The organism is Janibacter hoylei PVAS-1, assembly GCF_000297495.1.
Classification (GTDB): Bacteria; Actinomycetota; Actinomycetes; order Actinomycetales; family Dermatophilaceae; genus Janibacter; species Janibacter hoylei.
Window position 1 is genome coordinate 1 of record NZ_ALWX01000071.1, and the last position, 15,576, is coordinate 15,576.

Sequence of the window (15,576 nt, forward strand, 5' to 3'; positions counted from 1 at the left end):
TGCGGGGGGTGGGCGCTGCGGCGGGTGCGGGGGGTGGGCGCTGCGACCGGTGTCCACTCGGCCGGGGTCTCGGCCTCGGCGACGAGGCTGGCGCGCAGCCGGGCGAGGTCGTTGCCGACGCGGTACATCCGGGTCATCGCGTCGGCGAAGTCGTCCTCGATCGCGCGGACCCGGTCGGCGGGGGTTCCTGACGTGCTCATGCCCCCAGTGTGCTGGGACCAGCACACCGGGGGCATGAGTTCGGCTACTCAGCGCCGCCTTCAGACGCCACACCCGAAGGCGGGGGTAGCACCCCTGTGGGAGCCGGAGGAAGTCGGTGTCCACGTCGGGGGAGGAGACGATCGTGACCGTTGCTTCCCTTGTCCTGTGCTCCTGAGCCCATCCTGCGACACCCGTCTTGGACGCCGCTGGCATCGACCTGTGAGTCGGCTGAGCCTGCTCAGCCCTGGGCGGTCGGGGCGGTGCCGAGGGTGGCGGTGACCTGCTCCTCCCGGCCGTCGCGGACGACGGTCAGCTCGACCTGGGTGTCGATGCGGCGGGCGTGGACGAGCCCGACGAGCGACTCGGCCGAGGTGACCGGGCTGTCGTCGACCCCGACGACGAGGTCGCCCTCGCGCAGACCGGCGTCCTCGGCCGGGCTGCCCGAGGTCACGCTGCGGATCTCGGCGCCGGACCGGGTGGCAGACCCGACGGTGGCCGTGCCGTCGGTCGGGGTGACGCCGAGGAAGGCGTGCTGCGCCGTGCCGTCCTCGATGAGCTGCTCGGCGATCCACTGGGCCTCGTCGACGGGGATGGCGAAGCCGATGCCGATGCTCCCCGACTGCCCCTCGGACCCGCCGAGGGTGGCGATCGACGAGTTGATGCCGACGAGGCGGCCGGAGGCGTCGACGAGGGCCCCGCCGGAGTTGCCGGGGTTGACGGCCGCCGAGGTCTGGATCGCGGAGGTCACCACGGGCGTGGAGCTGGACTGTTGCTGCGGGCCGAAGGGAGAGCCCTGCTGCTCCTGCTCGTCGGCCGAGCTCGTCGTCACCGGTCGGTCGAGGGCGCTGACGATGCCGGTGGTCACGGTCCCGGAGAGGCCGAGCGGGTTGCCCACCGCCATGACGGGGTCACCGACCTGCAGCTGCTGCGACGAGCCGATGGTGATCGGGCGCAGGTCGTCCGGAGGGTCAGTGAGGCTGACGACGGCCAGGTCGGTCGACGCGTCCTCGCCGGCGATCGTCGCGGCATAGGTCTTGCCGTCGGAGAGGGTCACGGTGATCTTGGCGTCGTCGCCGGCGCCGCTCACGACGTGGTGGTTGGTGAGCACGTGGCCGGAGTCGTCGATGACGACCCCAGAGCCCTGGCCGCCGGAGCCGTTGCCCTCGACGGTGATCGACACGACGCTCGGGGAGACGGCCGCGGTCACGGCATTCCAGTCCGGGTTGGTCTTGGCGGCGCTGCTCACCGGCACGACGCTCGCACCGGAGCCGACCGCGGTGCTGCTTGCCGCCGACGTGGTACCGGTCGGGCCGGGGTCGGTGAGGGAGATGACGCCCCACGTGCCGCCGGAGGCCAGGACAGCGGAGAGCAGACCGACGGCGGTCATCTCCCCGATGCGCCGACCCCGGCGCCGGCGCAGACGCGGCGGGGGGAGGCGTCGACAGGGCGGTCGCATAGGTCGGGTACGGCGCAGTCGGGTGGTCCATCGAGTGCTCCTTGTCGAGGCTGTGTGACCCACACTGCTCCGTCAACTTCGGGCCCGGCTCGGTGTTGCCTGTCAGCTGGCTGTGACGATCACACGCGGGCGGGGCGCTCGGGGGTCGTCCCGGGCAGCTCGACGCGGAAGGTCGCTCCGCCTCCGGGTGTCTCGAGGACCCGGACCCGGCCCTGGTGCTGCCCGACGATCGCCGCGACGATGGCCAGGCCGAGGCCGCTGCCCCCGCGTGCCCGGGAGCGCGCCTTGTCGACCCGGAAGAAGCGCTCGAAGACCCGCTCGGCGACGTCGGGTTCGATGCCCGCACCGTGGTCGCGGACCTCGACGACCGCCCGGTCGCCGACCTGCCCGGTGCGCACCTCGACGAGCACGTCGTCGGCCGTGTGCATGAGGGCGTTGCCGATGAGGTTGCTGAGCACCTGACGCAGTCGGCTGTCGTCGCCGCGCAGCACGACGGGGCTGAGCTCGCCGTCGAGACCGACGAGCTGGACCCGGCGGTGCGGGGCCCGGGCACGGGCGTCGTGCACGGTCTCGGCGGCGAGGACGACGAGGTCGACGTCGGTGAGCTCGAGGGGGGCGTTGGTCGTCGAGGCGGGCGAGCAGTAGCAGGTCGTCGACCAGCCCGGTCATGCGGGAGGCCTCGCCCTCGATGCGGTCCATCGCCTGGGCCGTGTGCTCGGGGCCCTGCACGGCCCCTTGCCGGTAGAGCTCGGCGTAGCCGCGGACGGTCGCCAGCGGGGTGCGCAGCTCGTGGCTGGCGTCGGCGACGAACTGCCGCATCCGCGTCTCGGACGCCTCCTGGAGGGCGAAGCTGCGCTCGACCTGACCGAGCATCGCGTTGAGCGAGTCGCTGAGGCTCGCGACCTCGTCGTGGCTGTGGCGGACCGGCACCCGTCGCGTCAGGTCGCCGGCCGCGATGCCGGCGGCGGTGTCCTCGATGCGACGAAGGGGGCGGAAGGCCCGGCGGGTGGCGAACCAGCCGAGGACGCCGCAGGTGACGAGGGCGGCCAGGCCGAGGCTCGTCGTGACGATGGCGAAGCGGCTGATGATCTTGTTGACCCCCGTCATCGGCATGCCGACGGCGAACGTCGAGTTGTCGGGGGTCGTGTAGTGGCCGGCGATGAAGCGCCACCGGGTCGTGCCGTCGATGGAGGAGACGGTGAAGGGCTGCCCGCTGCGGACCCGGGGGTCGTCGAGGCTGAGCACGGGCACGTCGGGCCGGGAGGCCTCCCCGGTCGGGAAGCGGTACTGCCAGGCGGAGCCGTCGGAGGGCTGACGCACGAAGAAGAAGTTGGTCGGGCCGGTGCGCAGGTCCTGGCTGTAGAAGTCGTCGTTGCTCTCCCCGCCGATCGTCACGGCGGAGGTGTCCTCGGCGATGGGGACGGCGACCGCTCGCAGCTGGTCGTCGACATTGGCCTTGAGGTCACGCTGGACGAGCCACGCGGTCGCCAGCGAGGTCGCCATCAGCGCCGCGAGCAGCAGGACGAGCAGGATGGTGACGAGCCGCCAGGTGAGCGGCATCGCCTCGAGCTTGCGGACGACGGGTGCGGTGACCCGCTCCAGGCTCATCGGGGACTCACTCCGGAGGCAGGCGCAGCACGTAGCCGAAGCCGCGCTTGGTGTGGATGAGCGGGGGCAGTCCCTCGGTGTCGATCTTGCGGCGCAGGTAGGAGATGTAGGACTCGACGATGCCCATCTCGCCGCGGAAGTCGTAGTCCCACACGTGGTCGAGGATCTGCGCCTTGGACAGCACGCGGTTGGGATTGAGCATGAGATAGCGCAGGAGCTTGAACTCCGTGGGCGAGACGTCGATCGAGCGGCCGGCGCGGCGCACCTCGTGGGCCTCGTCGTCGAGCTCGAGGTCGGCGAACTGCAGGACGGCGTCGGCGGAGGGCACGTCCTGGGTGCGTCGCAGGATGACGCGGATGCGCGCGATGACTTCCTCGAGGGAGAAGGGCTTGGTGACGTAGTCGTCGCCCCCGACGGTCAGGCCCTTGATCTTGTCGTCGAGCGAGTCGCGGGCGGTGAGGAAGAGGATCGGCTGGTGCCGCTCGGTGGCCCGCAGGCGAGAGGCGACCTCGAAGCCGTCGATGTCGGGGAGCATGACGTCGAGGACGATGAGGTCGGGCTCCATGCGGTGCACGGCGTCGATGGCGCTCTCCCCGTCGCCCGCGACCTCGACCTCGAAACCCGCGAAGCGCAGGGAGGTCGCGAGCAGCTCGCGGATGTTGGGCTCGTCCTCGACGACGAGCAGGTGGGGGCTCGTCTCGGCAGAGGTGGTGTGCGTGCTCACCCTTCGAGTGTGCGCCCGTTGTCTGGGTGTGGGCTGGACGTCTGCTGGGCGGCGTGCCCATGACGTGGGTCACGGAGTGACAACGAAGGGGGTGGTCGGGGGGCCCACGCCCCCCCTTCGGCCGTCTCTTTTGGTCGGGTGGAGGCGATCGGAGGATCGGGACGGACCCGGGGAAGACCTCCGACGGGGAGGAACTCGTGCGTCACACTCGAACTCTGGCCGGGACGGCCGCTCTCACCCTCGCCCTGGCCCTCGCGGCCTGCGGCGACTCCGGATCGGACAGCTCGTCCGGCGACAAGTTGGCCGAGCTGCAGGAGAAGGGGACGATCACCGTCGCCTTCGCCGGCGAGGAGCCCTACTCCTTCGAGGAGGACGGGGAGCTCACCGGCGCGACGATCGCCCTGCACAAGAAGGTCTTCAAGGAGATGGGCATCGACGAGGTCAAGGGCGTCAAGACCGAGTGGGGTGCCCTCATCCCCGGCCTGAAGGCCGGCCGCTACGACGCGATCTCGGCGGGCATGTCGATCCTGCCCGACCGGTGCAAGGAGGCAGACTTCGGCGACCCGGAGATCGTCTACACGACGGCGCTCATGGTGCCCGAGGGCAACCCCAAGAACCTCAAGACGCTCGACGACGTCAAGAAGTCCGGCGCAAAGCTCACCACCATGAGCGGTGCCATCGAGTCGGACTACGCCAAGGCGCTCGACATCAAGGCCACCCAGGTCAAGAGTCCGCAGGACGGCATGGAGGCGGTCACCCGGGGCCGCAGTGACGTCTTCGCCCTGACCGGCATCTCGCTGCGGACCATGGACGAGAAGAACCCCGACGCGAAGGTCGAGGTGACTGAACCCTTCGTCGCCGTCGTCGACGGCAAGGAGCAGGTCGGCGCCGGCGCCACGGTCTTCAAGAAGGGCGACGACACCCTCCGTGAGGCCTACAACAAGGAGCTGGCCAAGATCACCGGCGACGAGAAGGCCTACACGGACGTCATCGGCGAGTTCGGCTTCACGGACGCTGAGCGGCCCAAGGGCGACCTGACGACCGAGCAGCTCTGCAAGGGCGAGCTGCCGGACGCGGAGTGACCGACCGGATCGAGGACCTCCAGGACGCCCTGCCCAGGATCATCGAGGGCGTGCTGGTCACGCTCCAGCTGACCCTCGGCGGGGCCCTGGTGGCCTTCCTCGTGTCCGTCGTCCTCGGGCTGGTGAGCATCAGCCCGGTCGCTCCGCTGCGCTGGCTGGCCGCCGTCGTCGTCGAGTTCTTCCGCGGCACCTCGCTCGTCGTCCAGCTCTTCTGGCTGTACTACGTCATGCCGCTCTTCGGCGTGAGCATGGACGCCGTGCTCACCGGCGTCATCGCGCTCGGCCTCAACTACGGCGCCTACGGGGCGGAGATCGTGCGGGGCTCGATCAATGCCGTCGACCGCGGCCAGTGGGAGGGCGCCACCGCGCTCAACATGTCGCCCCTGACCCGCATGCGACGGATCATCTGGCCGCAGGCCTGGGTGCTCATGCTCTCGGGCTACAACAACCTGCTCGTCATGCTCATCAAGGGCACCGCCGTGGCGCTCTTCATCGGGCTGCAGGACCTCACCTACGAGATCGACGAGCTGCGCGCGTCGACCGGCGACACGATCCTCGCCTTCGGCGTCGGGCTCGTCATCTACTACCTCATCGCGCTCGTCTTCTCCCAGGCCCTGCGTCACCTGGAGAAGCGCGCCCGTCGCCGCCTGGGCCTCCCGGTCCGCGGCGCACACGCCGGTGCGGGGGTGGCTCTGTGATGACATCTCCCACGATGGTCCCCGCCATCACCTTCGAGGAGTTCTGGAGCTGGGAGGCGGCCGCCGAGATGCTCCCGGAGCTGCTCTCGGCCTTCGTCCGAGCCACCCTGCTCATCACCGTGGTCGGCACGGCCGTTGCCGTCGTCGTCGGGCTGCTGCTCGCCGTCGCCACACAGTCCCTCCCGCGGGCACTCGCGGCCGGACTGCGCTGGGTCATGGACGTCGTGCGCATGACCCCGCTCATCATCCAGCTGATGTTCGTCAGCTACCTCGTCCCGGTCAGCTGGGACCTGCTGTGGGTCGGCACAGCCGTCATCGGGCTGCACTACGCGACCTACATGGCCGAGTCGTACATCGCCGGCATCGCCTCCGTCGACAGGGGCCAGTGGGAGGCTGCGCGTGCGCTCAGCCTGCCGCTCGGTCGCACCTGGCGCGCGATCGTCCTGCCGCAGGCCCTGCGCGCGACCCTGCCCGCGCTCGGCAACTGGACGATCTCGATGTTCAAGGACACGCCCTATCTCTTCGCGATCTCCGTGCTCGAGATGGTCACCGTCGCCCAGCAGGCCGGCGACTCCACGTTCCGGTACAACGAGGCCTTCACCATCGCGGGCCTGATCTTCCTCGTCGCGAGCCTCGTCACCGCCTTCGCCGTCCGCAGATTGGAAAAAGCTCTTGTCTACTGACCAGACCGGGGGGATGCCCCCTTCGCCGGGCCAGCCCGTCATCCGCTTCGAGGACGTCGAGAAGTCCTTCGGTGACCACACCGTCCTGTCCGGGCTGAACTTCGACGTCGCCCAGGGCGAGCGGGTCACGCTCATCGGCCCGAGCGGGTCGGGCAAGACGACGATCCTCCGCCTCGTCATGACGCTCGAGGAGCTGACCGGTGGCTACATCTGGATCGACGGCCAGCCGCTGACCCACGACCGGCGCGACGGCCGACGGATCCGCCTGCGCGAGAAGGAGGTCGCCGCCACCCGCCGCAAGATCGGCATGGTCTTCCAGCACTTCAACCTCTTCCCCAACATGTCGGTCATCGACAACGTCACCGAGGCGCCCGTGCACGTCCTCGGGCGGAGCAAGGAGGAGGCGCGCGAGCGCGGTCTCGCCCTGCTCGACCAGGTGGGGCTCAAGGACCGTGCGGAGGAGCACCCCAGCCGCCTGTCGGGTGGGCAGAAGCAGCGGGTGGCGATCGCCAGGGCGCTGGCGATGGACCCCAAGATCCTGCTGCTCGACGAGGTGACGTCAGCGCTCGACCCCGAGCTCGTCGGCGATGTGCTGCAGGTCCTGCGCGACGTCGCCGACTCGACGGACATCTCGATGCTCATCGTCACGCACGAGATGACGTTCGCCCGCGACGTCTCGCACAAGGTGATGATGTTCGACGGCGGTCAGGTGCTCGAGCAGGGGCCACCGGACGAGGTCCTCGGCAACCCGACCCACGAGCGGACGAAGCGCTTCCTGACGTCGATCCTCTGACTCCGTCCACCCTGCGTTGCCGTCGGGCTAGGCAGTCTCAGGCGAGGTCGTCGGCGTCGAGGATGCGGTAGGCGTAGCCCTGCTCGGCGAGGAAGCGCTGGCGGTGGGCGGCGAACTCCGCGTCGACCGTGTCGCGGGTGACGACGGTGTAGAAGTGCGCGGTGCGGCCGTCCTCCTTCGGGCGGAGGACCCGGCCGAGCCGCTGCGCCTCCTCCTGCCGGGAGCCGAAGGTGCCGCTCACCTGGATCGCGACGCTCGCCTCCGGCAGGTCGACCGAAAAATTGGCCACCTTGGAGACGACGAGGAGGCTGGAGCGCCCTTCGCGGAAGTCGGCGAAGAGCTCCTGCCGCTGCTTGACGGGCGTCTCGCCGGTGATGAGGTCGGCATCGAGCTGCTCCGACAGCTCGTGGAGCTGGTCCAGGTACTGCCCGATGATCAGGGTCGGCTCGCCGCGGTGTCGCTCGACGAGCTCGCGGACGACGCCGAGCTTGACCGGCGAGCACGAGGCGAGCCGGTACCGGTCGTCGGCCTCGGCGGTGGCGTAGGCCATCCGCTCGGCGTCGGTGAGCGTCACCCGGACCTCGACGCAGTCGGCGGGGGCGATGTAGCCCTGAGCCTCGATGTCCTTCCACGGCGCGTCGTAGCGCTTGGGCCCGATGAGGGAGAAGACGTCGGCCTCGCGGCCGTCCTCGCGCACGAGGGTGGCGGTGAGCCCGAGTCGCCGGCGCGCCTGCAGGTCGGCGGTCATCCGGAAGATCGGGGCGGGCAGCAGGTGCACCTCGTCGTAGACGACGAGCCCCCAGTCGCGGGCGTCGAGCAGGTCGAGATGCGGGTATGCGCCCTTGCGCTTGAGCGTGAGCACCTGGTACGTCGCGATGGTGACGGGGCGGATCTCCTTGCGGGCACCCGAGTACTCGCCGATCTCGTCCTCGGTGAGCGTGGTGCGCTCGAGCAGCTCCTGCTTCCACTGGCGGGCGCTCACCGTGTTGGTCACGAGGATGAGGGTCGTCGCCTTGGCCGCGGCCATCGCCCCGGCGCCGACGAGCGTCTTGCCGGCGCCGCAGGGCAGGACGACGACGCCGGAGCCGCCGTCCCAGAAGCCGTCGACCGCCTGCTGCTGGTAGGGCCGCAGGGTCCACCCGTCCTCGGTCAGGGAGATGGGGTGCGCCTCGCCGTCGACATAGCCGGCACGGTCGTCGGCCGGCCAGCCCACCTTGAGCAGCTCCTGCTTGAGGGTGCCCCGCTCGGAGGGGTGGACGACGACCTCGTCGGGGGAGAGCTGCTCGCCGAGCAGCGGCCGGATCTTCTTGTGCCGCAGGACCTCGGTGAGCACAGCCCGGTCGGTCGTGCGCAGCACGAGCTGGTCGCCGTCCTTGTCGAGCACGAGCCGCCCGTAGCGGTCCATCGTCTCGGCGACGTCGACGAGCAGTGCCTGCGGCACGGGGTAGCGCGAGTGCGTGATGAGGGCGTCGACGACCTGCTCGGCGTCGTGGCCGGCGGCGCGGGCATTCCACAGGCCGAGCGGGGTGACCCGGTAGGTGTGGATGTGCTCGGGGGCGCGCTCCAGCTCGGCGAAGGGGGCGATGGCCCGGCGTGCCTCCGCCGACCGCTCGTGGTCGACCTCGAGCAGCAGGGTCTTGTCGCTCTGGACGATGAGCGCCCCGTCGAGTGCCACGGTCAGCTCTCCATGACGGCGTAGACGAAGAAGCCGCCGATCACCAGGAGGGTGAGCAGGACGAGGGCGGCGAAGACGACCCACCCGATGCGGGTCATCCGGGCGGCCCCCTCCGGGTCGCTCGCGTGCTGGGTCACGCCGAGGATGCCGAAGACGAGGCTCGGGATGCCGATGTAGCAGCAGTACCCGCTGAGGAGCGCCAGCCCGCTGAAGACGATGAGCACGATCGCCGACGAGTTGGGCGGCTGGGGCGGCGGGTAGGGGTTCGGCGGAGGCGGCAGGGGTGCGTGACCCGGGACGGGGTACGGGTACGGGTCCATGCTCACGGTGCCTCCTCCCTCGCCTGCACGGGCAGGCCACGGGCCCACGGTACGTGATGGGAGGATGACCTCATGAGTCGTGCACTGCCGCAGACCCAGCCGATGGACGGTCTGCCCGACAAGGTCACCGTCTACGAGGTCGGCCCCCGGGACGGGCTGCAGAACGAGGCAGCGACCGTCCCCACGGCGACGAAGGCGGAGTTCATCCGCCGGATCATCGCGGCCGGCCTGCAGACCGTCGAGACCACGTCCTTCGTCTCGCCGCGCTGGGTTCCCCAGCTCGCCGACGCGACCGACCTGCTCGCCGACCTCGGCGAGGCGGGGCGGGGCCCGCTTCGTCCGGTGCTCGTGCCCAACGAGCGCGGCCTCGACCGGGCCCTCGAGGCGGGCGTCGGGGCGGTCGCGATCTTCGGCAGCGCGACGGAGACCTTCGCCCACAAGAACCTCGGGCGCTCGCGCGCGGAGTCGGTCGAGATGTTCAGCCCCGTCGTCAGGCGCGCGCAGGACGCCGGCCTGTGGGTGCGGGCCTACGTGTCGATGTGCTTCGGCGACCCGTGGAAGGGGCCGGTGCCCGTCGACCGGGTGGCGGATGCCTGTGCCGAGCTCATGGACCTCGGCTGCGACCAGCTCTCCATCGGCGACACGATCGGCACCGGCACGGCGGGTCACGTCGAGGCGCTGCTCGAAGCCCTCGGCCAGCGCGGCATCGGCGTGGACCGGATCGGCGTGCACTTCCACGACACCTACGGCCAGGCGCTGACCAACACGCTCACCGCGCTACGCGCTGGCGTCACCGTCGTCGACGCCTCGACCGGTGGCCTCGGCGGCTGCCCCTACGCGAAGTCGGCCACCGGCAACCTCGCCACCGAGGACCTCGTGTGGCTGCTCGACGGCGCCGGCGTCGAGACGGGCATCGACCTCGACGCCCTCGTCGCGACGAGCGTGTGGATGGCCGAGCAGCTCGGCCGCCCGTCGCCGTCGCGGGTGGTCAAGGCCCTGTCCGGCGGGTGACCGGCCGCCGCCCCTGACGAAGGGGGTGCCTCACCCGTCGATGACGACGCCCGTGATCCGGTGGAGGGAGAAGACCTGGTGCACGGCGTCGACCTCGCCACCGACGCGGCCTCCATCGATGCTCGTCGGGTGGAAGAGCAGGCGGCGGGTGGCGCCGACGGCATCGGTGACCCCGAGCCAGACGGGCAGGCGGTCGGCGGCGGCCTCGCGGAGCAGGGCCGCGCTGCTCGCCGGGTCGAGGGCGGGGATCACCGGCCCGTCGTCGTGCGGGAGGGCGCGCTGCCGGTCGGCGCGGGCCTCGCCCTCGCGCAGGCGACGGACGACCTCGTCGGAGGGCTCGGGCGCGATCTCGGTGACCGGGCGGGCCCGGCGCGGGGTGATGCGTGGAGCACCCGGTCGGCTCGAGACGACGCCTCCGGGGCCTTCGAGCGCGGGTGCGGACCCCACCTCGCGCAGCGCCTCGAGTAGGACCGTCGGCCCGACCGGGCTGACGAGCACGGTCGGGGCGAGCTGCCGCAGCTGCAGGTGGGAGAGCTCGCGGTGGGTGAGCAGGGCCTCGAGGTGCGTGGGGTCGTCGCTGCGCAGGTAGCTGCCCGCGGCGCCGACGAGCAGCTGGCCGTGGCGTCGGGCGACGTCGCGCACGAGGTAGTCGAGGGGCTGCGGCACCGGCCCGGCGCTGTAGCGGCTGAGCGTGTCGAGCAGGTCGTCGGCGGTCCAGCCCGCGTCGAGCGCGGCCCGCAGCGAGGTCTCGGTGAAGCGGTGCACGCTCGCCCCACCCCGTGACTCAAGGGTCGCGCTGCGCCGCAGCAGGGCGGCGAGCTCGGGGACGGGTGTGCCGGGGACGATCGCGGTGAGGTCGGCCTGGAGCAGCAGCCGGTCGACGGGCTCCGGGACGAGCTCGGCCAGGTGCTGACCGGCCCGCGCGGCGTCGGTGGTGAGCAGCCGCCCGAAGGAGCCCAGGGCCCCGCGCCCGGTCACCCCGAGCTGCTCGCCCTCGCGCAGCAGGGCGGCGACGGCCTCGTCGGCCCCGTGCGGCATGCGGCGTGGCCGACGGTGACGCAGGCGGCGCATCACCTCCTCGAGGTCGGGGGCGCTGCCCTCGGGCAGCGCGGCGAGGATGTCGAGCACCTCGTGGCGCAGCGCCCGGACGGGCGGCCAGACCATGCCCTCGGACAGGGCGTTGACCCGCCCGCCGTCCTCGGGGGCCGGGACGACGCTGGCCCGGAGCGAGTCGAGCCACGGCCCGGCCAGGGCCGCCCACCGGTCAGCGGTCGAGCGCGCCCGCCACTCGTCGACGACGCTCGTCAGCCGCCAGGTGGGCTCGAGGGCGTGGTCGTCGGCGAGCAGCTGGGCCCCGAGCGCCAGCTCGAGGAGGAAGGTCGTCGCCGGCTCGTCGAGGTCGACCCGACCGGCGAGCGATCGCAGGTCGCGCACGGCCATCCCGCCGCTGCGCAGCACCCGAGGGCTCGTCTCGTCGAGGTGGTCGAGCAGCTCGTCGACGAGCGCGACGAGCTCGGTCGCGGCGGCGGTCGCGGCCCGGTCGACGTCGTCGGGGGAGAGGGTGCGCGCGGTCGACGTCGTCTCGTCGAGGGGTGCGTCGACGAGACGGCCGCCGCGCACGACGAGGGCCACCTCGCGGGGCACGAGCACGTGCTCGGCGTCGGGCGCCGCGACGAGACCGGTGTCGACGAGCTCGGCCACGGCCTGGCCGGCGCGGCTCGCGGGGTCGGTGGGCACCGTCGCGGTCGGGCCGTGCAGGGCGACCCGCTCGAGGACCCGCCGCGCCTCCGGGGAGAGATCGGCCACCGCTCCCGCGAGGTCGTCGGGGAGGGCGTGGCCGAGGCTGTGGGCCGTCGGGCCCAGGCCTGCGGGGTGCGGGCCGAGCACGTCGACGACCGTGCGGGAGAGGGCGAGCCCGTCGGTGGACCGCCACAGCAGGGCGGCGGTGGTCAGGTGCTCGACGAAGGGGGCGGCGCCCCCTTCGTCCGTGCCGAGGAGGGGGGGCGATGACCGCCGGGTCGGTGCTGCCCGTCACCGCGCAGGCCTGCAGGGCGGTGAGGTGCGGCAGGTCGAGGTGGTCGACGGCGCGGGCGGTGCTGGCCCGGGTGCTCGCCCGGGCCGCGAGGGCGGTCAGGTCGGCCGGCTGCGGCCGGGCCAGGTCCGGGCGCAGGTCGAGCAGGGCCACGAGCTCGACGTCGGAGCGGTGGCGGATGTCCTCGGCGAGTGATCGCACCGCCTCACGGTAGTTCAGCGGACGGGCTGCTCGTCGCCGGCGGTCACGAGGACGCCGTTGACCGCCGGGCTGATGATCCGCTCGAGCCGCAGCATGACCCACGCGGTGACGGCCAGGCCCCCGATGATGATGCCGATGAAGAGGCCCCCGAGGTCGCGGTCGAGCAGGAAGCCCGCGGCGAGCGGCCCGAGGACCCCGCCGCCCATGAAGGCGGTCGACTGGGCCGCGTTGACCCGCCCGCGCAGGTGGTCGGGCGCCATGTCGTTGGTGATCGCCGGCAGCGTCGGCTGGAGCAGGGTCTCGCCCAGCCCGAAGAGCGCCCCGAAGAGGACGACGAGCGCCGCCGCCGCGAGGGTGTCGGGCAGGAGGCCGCTCAGGCCCATCGCGCCCCAGGCACAGAGCCAGATGACGAGCATGAGCAGGCCGATGCGGGTGCGCCGGTGGCCCTCGATGCGGTGGAGCACCCAGAACTGCAGCAGGACGATCACCGCGGTGTTGCACGCGAAGAGCACGCCGATCGTCTCGGTGCCCACCTGCGAGATGGTCCGCGCGAAGGCGGGCACGCCGGCCTCGAACTGCCCGTAGCCGACGAAGCTCGTGAGGATCGCCAGGAGCAGCACCCACCGCATGCCGGGCAGCCGCAGGACCGTCGCGTAGGTGGCGGCGGACGAGCCGTCGCCCGGGTGCTCGGCGCGGGCGTGCACGTGCCGCAGCGGGCCGAGCAGCCAGATGCCCGGGATGAGCACGAGCACGGCGTCGAGGAGGAAGATCGCCTCGAAGGTCACCGGCCGGGCGACGTCGACGAAGGCGCCCGCGATGAGCCCGCCGACCCCGATGCCGAGGTTGAGCAGGGCGAAGTTGACCCCGAAGTACCGCTGCCGCAGCGGCCCGCGCACGAGCGCGGAGATGAAGGTGTTGGACGCCGACCAGCCGATGCTCTGCGAGAGCCCCATGAGCACGGCGCCGAGCACGGCCACGGGCAACGAGGTCGCGAAGGCCATCGCCACCGCACCGAGGCTCTGGGCGACCCCGGCGCTGATGAGCATCCACCGGGCGCCGAGCCGGTCGGTGAGGCTGCCCATCGGGCCCGCGGCGAGCGCCGCGACGAGGGCGAGCAGGGCCATGATCGTGCCCGCCGCGTCGAGGGAGAAGTGCCGCACCTCGTGCAGGTAGATCACGGTGAAGGGCAGAGTCATGCCCCGCCCGAGGTGCTGGAGCGCGACGGTGGAGAGGAGGAACCGCCCTTCGCGCGGCAGCGCCCGCCAGAAGCCGGCCAGACCCGGCCCGATCTCGTGGGCGGCGAGGTCCTTGGGCAGCGTGGTCACGAGGGGCAATGCTGCCCCAGACCGCCGACATCCGACCACCGGGTTTTGGCCCGCACGGGTTAGCCTTGTCGGTGGTGCACGGTCCCGTGCGCCCACACACTTTCGTATGCGAGCAAGAGGTGCACGGTGCCTACTGGCAAGGTCAAGTGGTACGACGCGGAGAAGGGTTTCGGCTTCATCTCCGGGGATGACGGCGCGGACATCTTCCTCCACGCCAACGCCCTGCCCGAGGGCACGACGACCCTCAAGGGCGGCACCCGCGTGGACTACGGCATCGTCGAGGGGCGCCGCGGCGCCCAGGCGCTGTCGGTCAAGGTCCTCGACGCGCCCCCGAGCGTCAGCTCCAACCTGCGCCAGCGCGACCGCAAGGGTGCCGAGGACATGGCCGCCATCGTCGAGGACGTCATCAAGCTCCTCGACAACGTCGGCAACGGCCTGCGTCGCGGGCGCTACCCTGACAAGGCGCAGGGCGCCAAGGTCGCGCAGGTCCTGCGCCGGGTCGCCGACGACCTGGAGGGCTGAGATGACCGAGACCGCCACCCGGACCCGCAAGGCCCGGCCGAAGGCCGATGCCGTCCTCGCGGCTGCTGTCGAGCCGGCCCGCCGTGAGCTGCTCGAGGCGACGAAGGGGGAGGGCGTCGGCGAGCACGTCGGCTTCACCCTCGACGCCGAGCGGCTCGGCACCCACTGGTTCGCCGCGACCCTGCCCGGGTACGGCGGCTGGAACTGGGCCGTCACCGTCACCCGCGCCCCGCGCTCCAAGAGCGCGACCGTCTGCGAGTCGCAGCTGCTGCCCGGCGACGGCGCGATCCTCTCCCCGGAGTGGCTGCCGTGGGCCGAGCGCCTCGCGCCCGGCGACGTCGGCCCGGGGGACGTGACGCCCAAGGTCGACGACGACCCCAACCTCGAGGCCGGCTTCGAGGCCACGGGCGAGGAGGACGTCGACGCCGTCGCGCTGTGGGAGCTCGGCCTCGGCCGCCCCCGGGTGCTCTCCGCGGAGGGCCGCGACCGCGCCGCGCAGCGGTGGTACGACGGCAGCCACGGGCCGACCGCCGAGGTCGCCGTCAAGGCGCCGGCGCGGTGCGACGGCTGCGGCTACTTCCTGCCGATGGCGGGCGCGCTGCGCTCCGTCTTCGGCGTCTGCGCCAACGAGTGGAGCCCGAGCGACGGCACGGTCGTCAGCAGGGACCACGGCTGCGGCGCGCACTCGGAGGTCGACATGGACGCCCCCGAGCCGGAGCAGGTCGGGACACCGATCCTGGACGACGAGGTGCTGGAGACCCTGTGAGCACGCCTACTGCGCCCCCTGCGGAGGGCTCCGCGATCGAGCGGTACTTCAAGATCCACGAGCGTGGCTCGACGATCGGCCGGGAGGTCCGCGGTGGCTTCGCGACCTTCTTCACGATGGCCTACATCGTCGTCCTCAACCGCTGATCATCGGGACCCAGGCCGACTCGACGGGCGGCTTCCTCGGTGGGGGCGACGAGCCCAACCTCGCGATGGTCGCGGCGTGCACCGCCCTCGTGGCGGGTGTCATGACGCTGCTCATGGGGGTCGTGGCCAACTACCCGCTGGCCCTCGCCGCGGGCTTGGGGCTCAACGCCTTCGTCGCCTTCGGCATCGCCAAGCTGCCGGAGATGACCTGGGCGGACGCGATGGGCCTCGTGGTCCTCGAGGGCCTGATCATCCTGCTGCTCGTGCTCACCGGCTTCCGCAGGCGTGCTGCACGCCGTGCCGGCGCCGCTCAAGACCGGCCATCTCCGTCGC

At 71.9% G+C, this 15,576-nt stretch carries 16 protein-coding genes and 2 pseudogenes; 9 read left to right on the plus strand and 9 right to left on the minus strand.

Annotated elements, in window-relative coordinates; genetic code table 11:
* From B277_RS13505 to B277_RS13520, 5 genes and pseudogenes are all read right to left on the minus strand, one after another.
* The coding region (locus B277_RS13505) for a hypothetical protein (protein ID WP_007929179.1) at positions 1-200 on the minus strand (200 nt) is incomplete at its 3' end.
* A 239-nt stretch (positions 201-439) separates the two neighbouring features.
* On the minus strand, positions 440-1,588 hold the full coding sequence (locus tag B277_RS13510) for a S1C family serine protease (RefSeq protein ID WP_007929181.1): 1,149 nt from the start codon (positions 1,586-1,588) through the stop codon (positions 440-442).
* Between the two features lie 188 nt (positions 1,589-1,776).
* Entirely contained in the window at positions 1,777-2,085 is a 309-nt protein-coding gene (locus B277_RS19235) for a sensor histidine kinase (RefSeq protein ID WP_238539410.1), read from the minus strand.
* A gap of 253 nt (positions 2,086-2,338) precedes the next feature.
* Positions 2,339-3,265: pseudogene (locus tag B277_RS20035) on the minus strand (HAMP domain-containing protein); the annotation flags it as partial.
* A gap of 7 nt (positions 3,266-3,272) precedes the next feature.
* A complete protein-coding gene (locus B277_RS13520; protein WP_007929195.1) occupies positions 3,273-3,989 on the minus strand; it encodes a response regulator transcription factor in 717 nt (238 codons plus the stop codon).
* Positions 3,990-4,186: 197 nt separating this feature from the next.
* On the opposite strand from B277_RS13520, the gene ehuB reads away from it, so the two are divergent.
* From ehuB to ehuA, 4 genes are read left to right on the plus strand one after another with little or no spacing between them, the layout of a single operon-like run.
* Positions 4,187-5,071 carry an ectoine/hydroxyectoine ABC transporter substrate-binding protein EhuB gene (gene ehuB / locus B277_RS13525; protein ID WP_007929197.1) on the plus strand — a complete coding sequence of 295 codons (885 nt, stop codon included), beginning with the start codon at positions 4,187-4,189 and terminating at the stop codon, positions 5,069-5,071.
* Positions 5,068-5,769: an ectoine/hydroxyectoine ABC transporter permease subunit EhuC gene (ehuC, locus tag B277_RS13530; protein ID WP_007929199.1), complete on the plus strand. Its 702-nt coding sequence runs from the start codon at positions 5,068-5,070 to the stop codon at positions 5,767-5,769. Before ehuB ends, ehuC begins: the two co-directional genes overlap by 4 nt.
* The gene (locus tag B277_RS13535; RefSeq protein ID WP_238148197.1) at positions 5,769-6,452 is read left to right on the plus strand and encodes an amino acid ABC transporter permease; all 684 of its coding nucleotides are present in this window, start codon (positions 5,769-5,771) and stop codon (positions 6,450-6,452) included. Before ehuC ends, B277_RS13535 begins: the two co-directional genes overlap by 1 nt.
* 13 nt (positions 6,453-6,465) lie before the next feature.
* Positions 6,466-7,245, plus strand: a complete 780-nt coding sequence (gene ehuA / locus B277_RS13540; RefSeq protein ID WP_007929201.1) for an ectoine/hydroxyectoine ABC transporter ATP-binding protein EhuA — start codon at positions 6,466-6,468, stop codon at positions 7,243-7,245.
* A 37-nt stretch (positions 7,246-7,282) separates the two neighbouring features.
* Here ehuA and B277_RS13545 read toward each other — a convergent pair whose 3' ends face one another.
* Both B277_RS13545 and B277_RS13550 read right to left on the minus strand, forming a co-directional pair.
* Positions 7,283-8,920 (minus strand): DNA repair helicase XPB, encoded by a 1,638-nt coding sequence (locus B277_RS13545; protein ID WP_007929202.1) that lies wholly within the window; start codon positions 8,918-8,920, stop codon positions 7,283-7,285.
* 2 nt (positions 8,921-8,922) lie between these two features.
* Positions 8,923-9,246 (minus strand): hypothetical protein, encoded by a 324-nt coding sequence (locus tag B277_RS13550; RefSeq protein ID WP_128277271.1) that lies wholly within the window; start codon positions 9,244-9,246, stop codon positions 8,923-8,925.
* Positions 9,247-9,312: 66 nt separating this feature from the next.
* Here B277_RS13550 and B277_RS13555 point away from each other — a divergent pair, with 66 nt between their 5' ends.
* Entirely contained in the window at positions 9,313-10,251 is a 939-nt protein-coding gene (locus tag B277_RS13555; RefSeq protein ID WP_007929204.1) for a hydroxymethylglutaryl-CoA lyase, read from the plus strand.
* 30 nt (positions 10,252-10,281) lie between these two features.
* Here the strand turns inward: B277_RS13555 and B277_RS13560 are convergent, their stop codons facing one another.
* Complete coding sequence (locus B277_RS13560; protein ID WP_156811798.1) at positions 10,282-12,138, minus strand: helicase-associated domain-containing protein; 1,857 nt, start codon at positions 12,136-12,138, stop codon at positions 10,282-10,284.
* Positions 12,139-12,238: 100 nt separating this feature from the next.
* On the opposite strand from B277_RS13560, the gene B277_RS16205 reads away from it, so the two are divergent.
* Positions 12,239-12,478, plus strand: coding sequence for a hypothetical protein (locus B277_RS16205; RefSeq protein WP_051988070.1), 240 nt, complete (start codon positions 12,239-12,241; stop codon positions 12,476-12,478).
* A 20-nt stretch (positions 12,479-12,498) separates the two neighbouring features.
* On the opposite strand, the gene B277_RS13565 is transcribed toward B277_RS16205, so the two are convergent.
* A complete protein-coding gene (locus B277_RS13565; RefSeq protein WP_007929207.1) occupies positions 12,499-13,809 on the minus strand; it encodes an MFS transporter in 1,311 nt (436 codons plus the stop codon).
* A gap of 126 nt (positions 13,810-13,935) precedes the next feature.
* Here B277_RS13565 and B277_RS13570 point away from each other — a divergent pair, with 126 nt between their 5' ends.
* From B277_RS13570 to B277_RS17025, 3 genes and pseudogenes are all read left to right on the plus strand, one after another.
* Positions 13,936-14,331, plus strand: a complete 396-nt coding sequence (locus B277_RS13570) for a cold-shock protein (protein ID WP_007929209.1) — start codon at positions 13,936-13,938, stop codon at positions 14,329-14,331.
* 1 nt (position 14,332) lies between these two features.
* Complete coding sequence (locus tag B277_RS13575) at positions 14,333-15,097, plus strand: DUF3027 domain-containing protein (RefSeq protein WP_007929211.1); 765 nt, start codon at positions 14,333-14,335, stop codon at positions 15,095-15,097.
* Positions 15,094-15,576: pseudogene (locus B277_RS17025) on the plus strand (solute carrier family 23 protein); the annotation flags it as partial. The gene B277_RS13575 and the pseudogene B277_RS17025, both read left to right, overlap by 4 nt.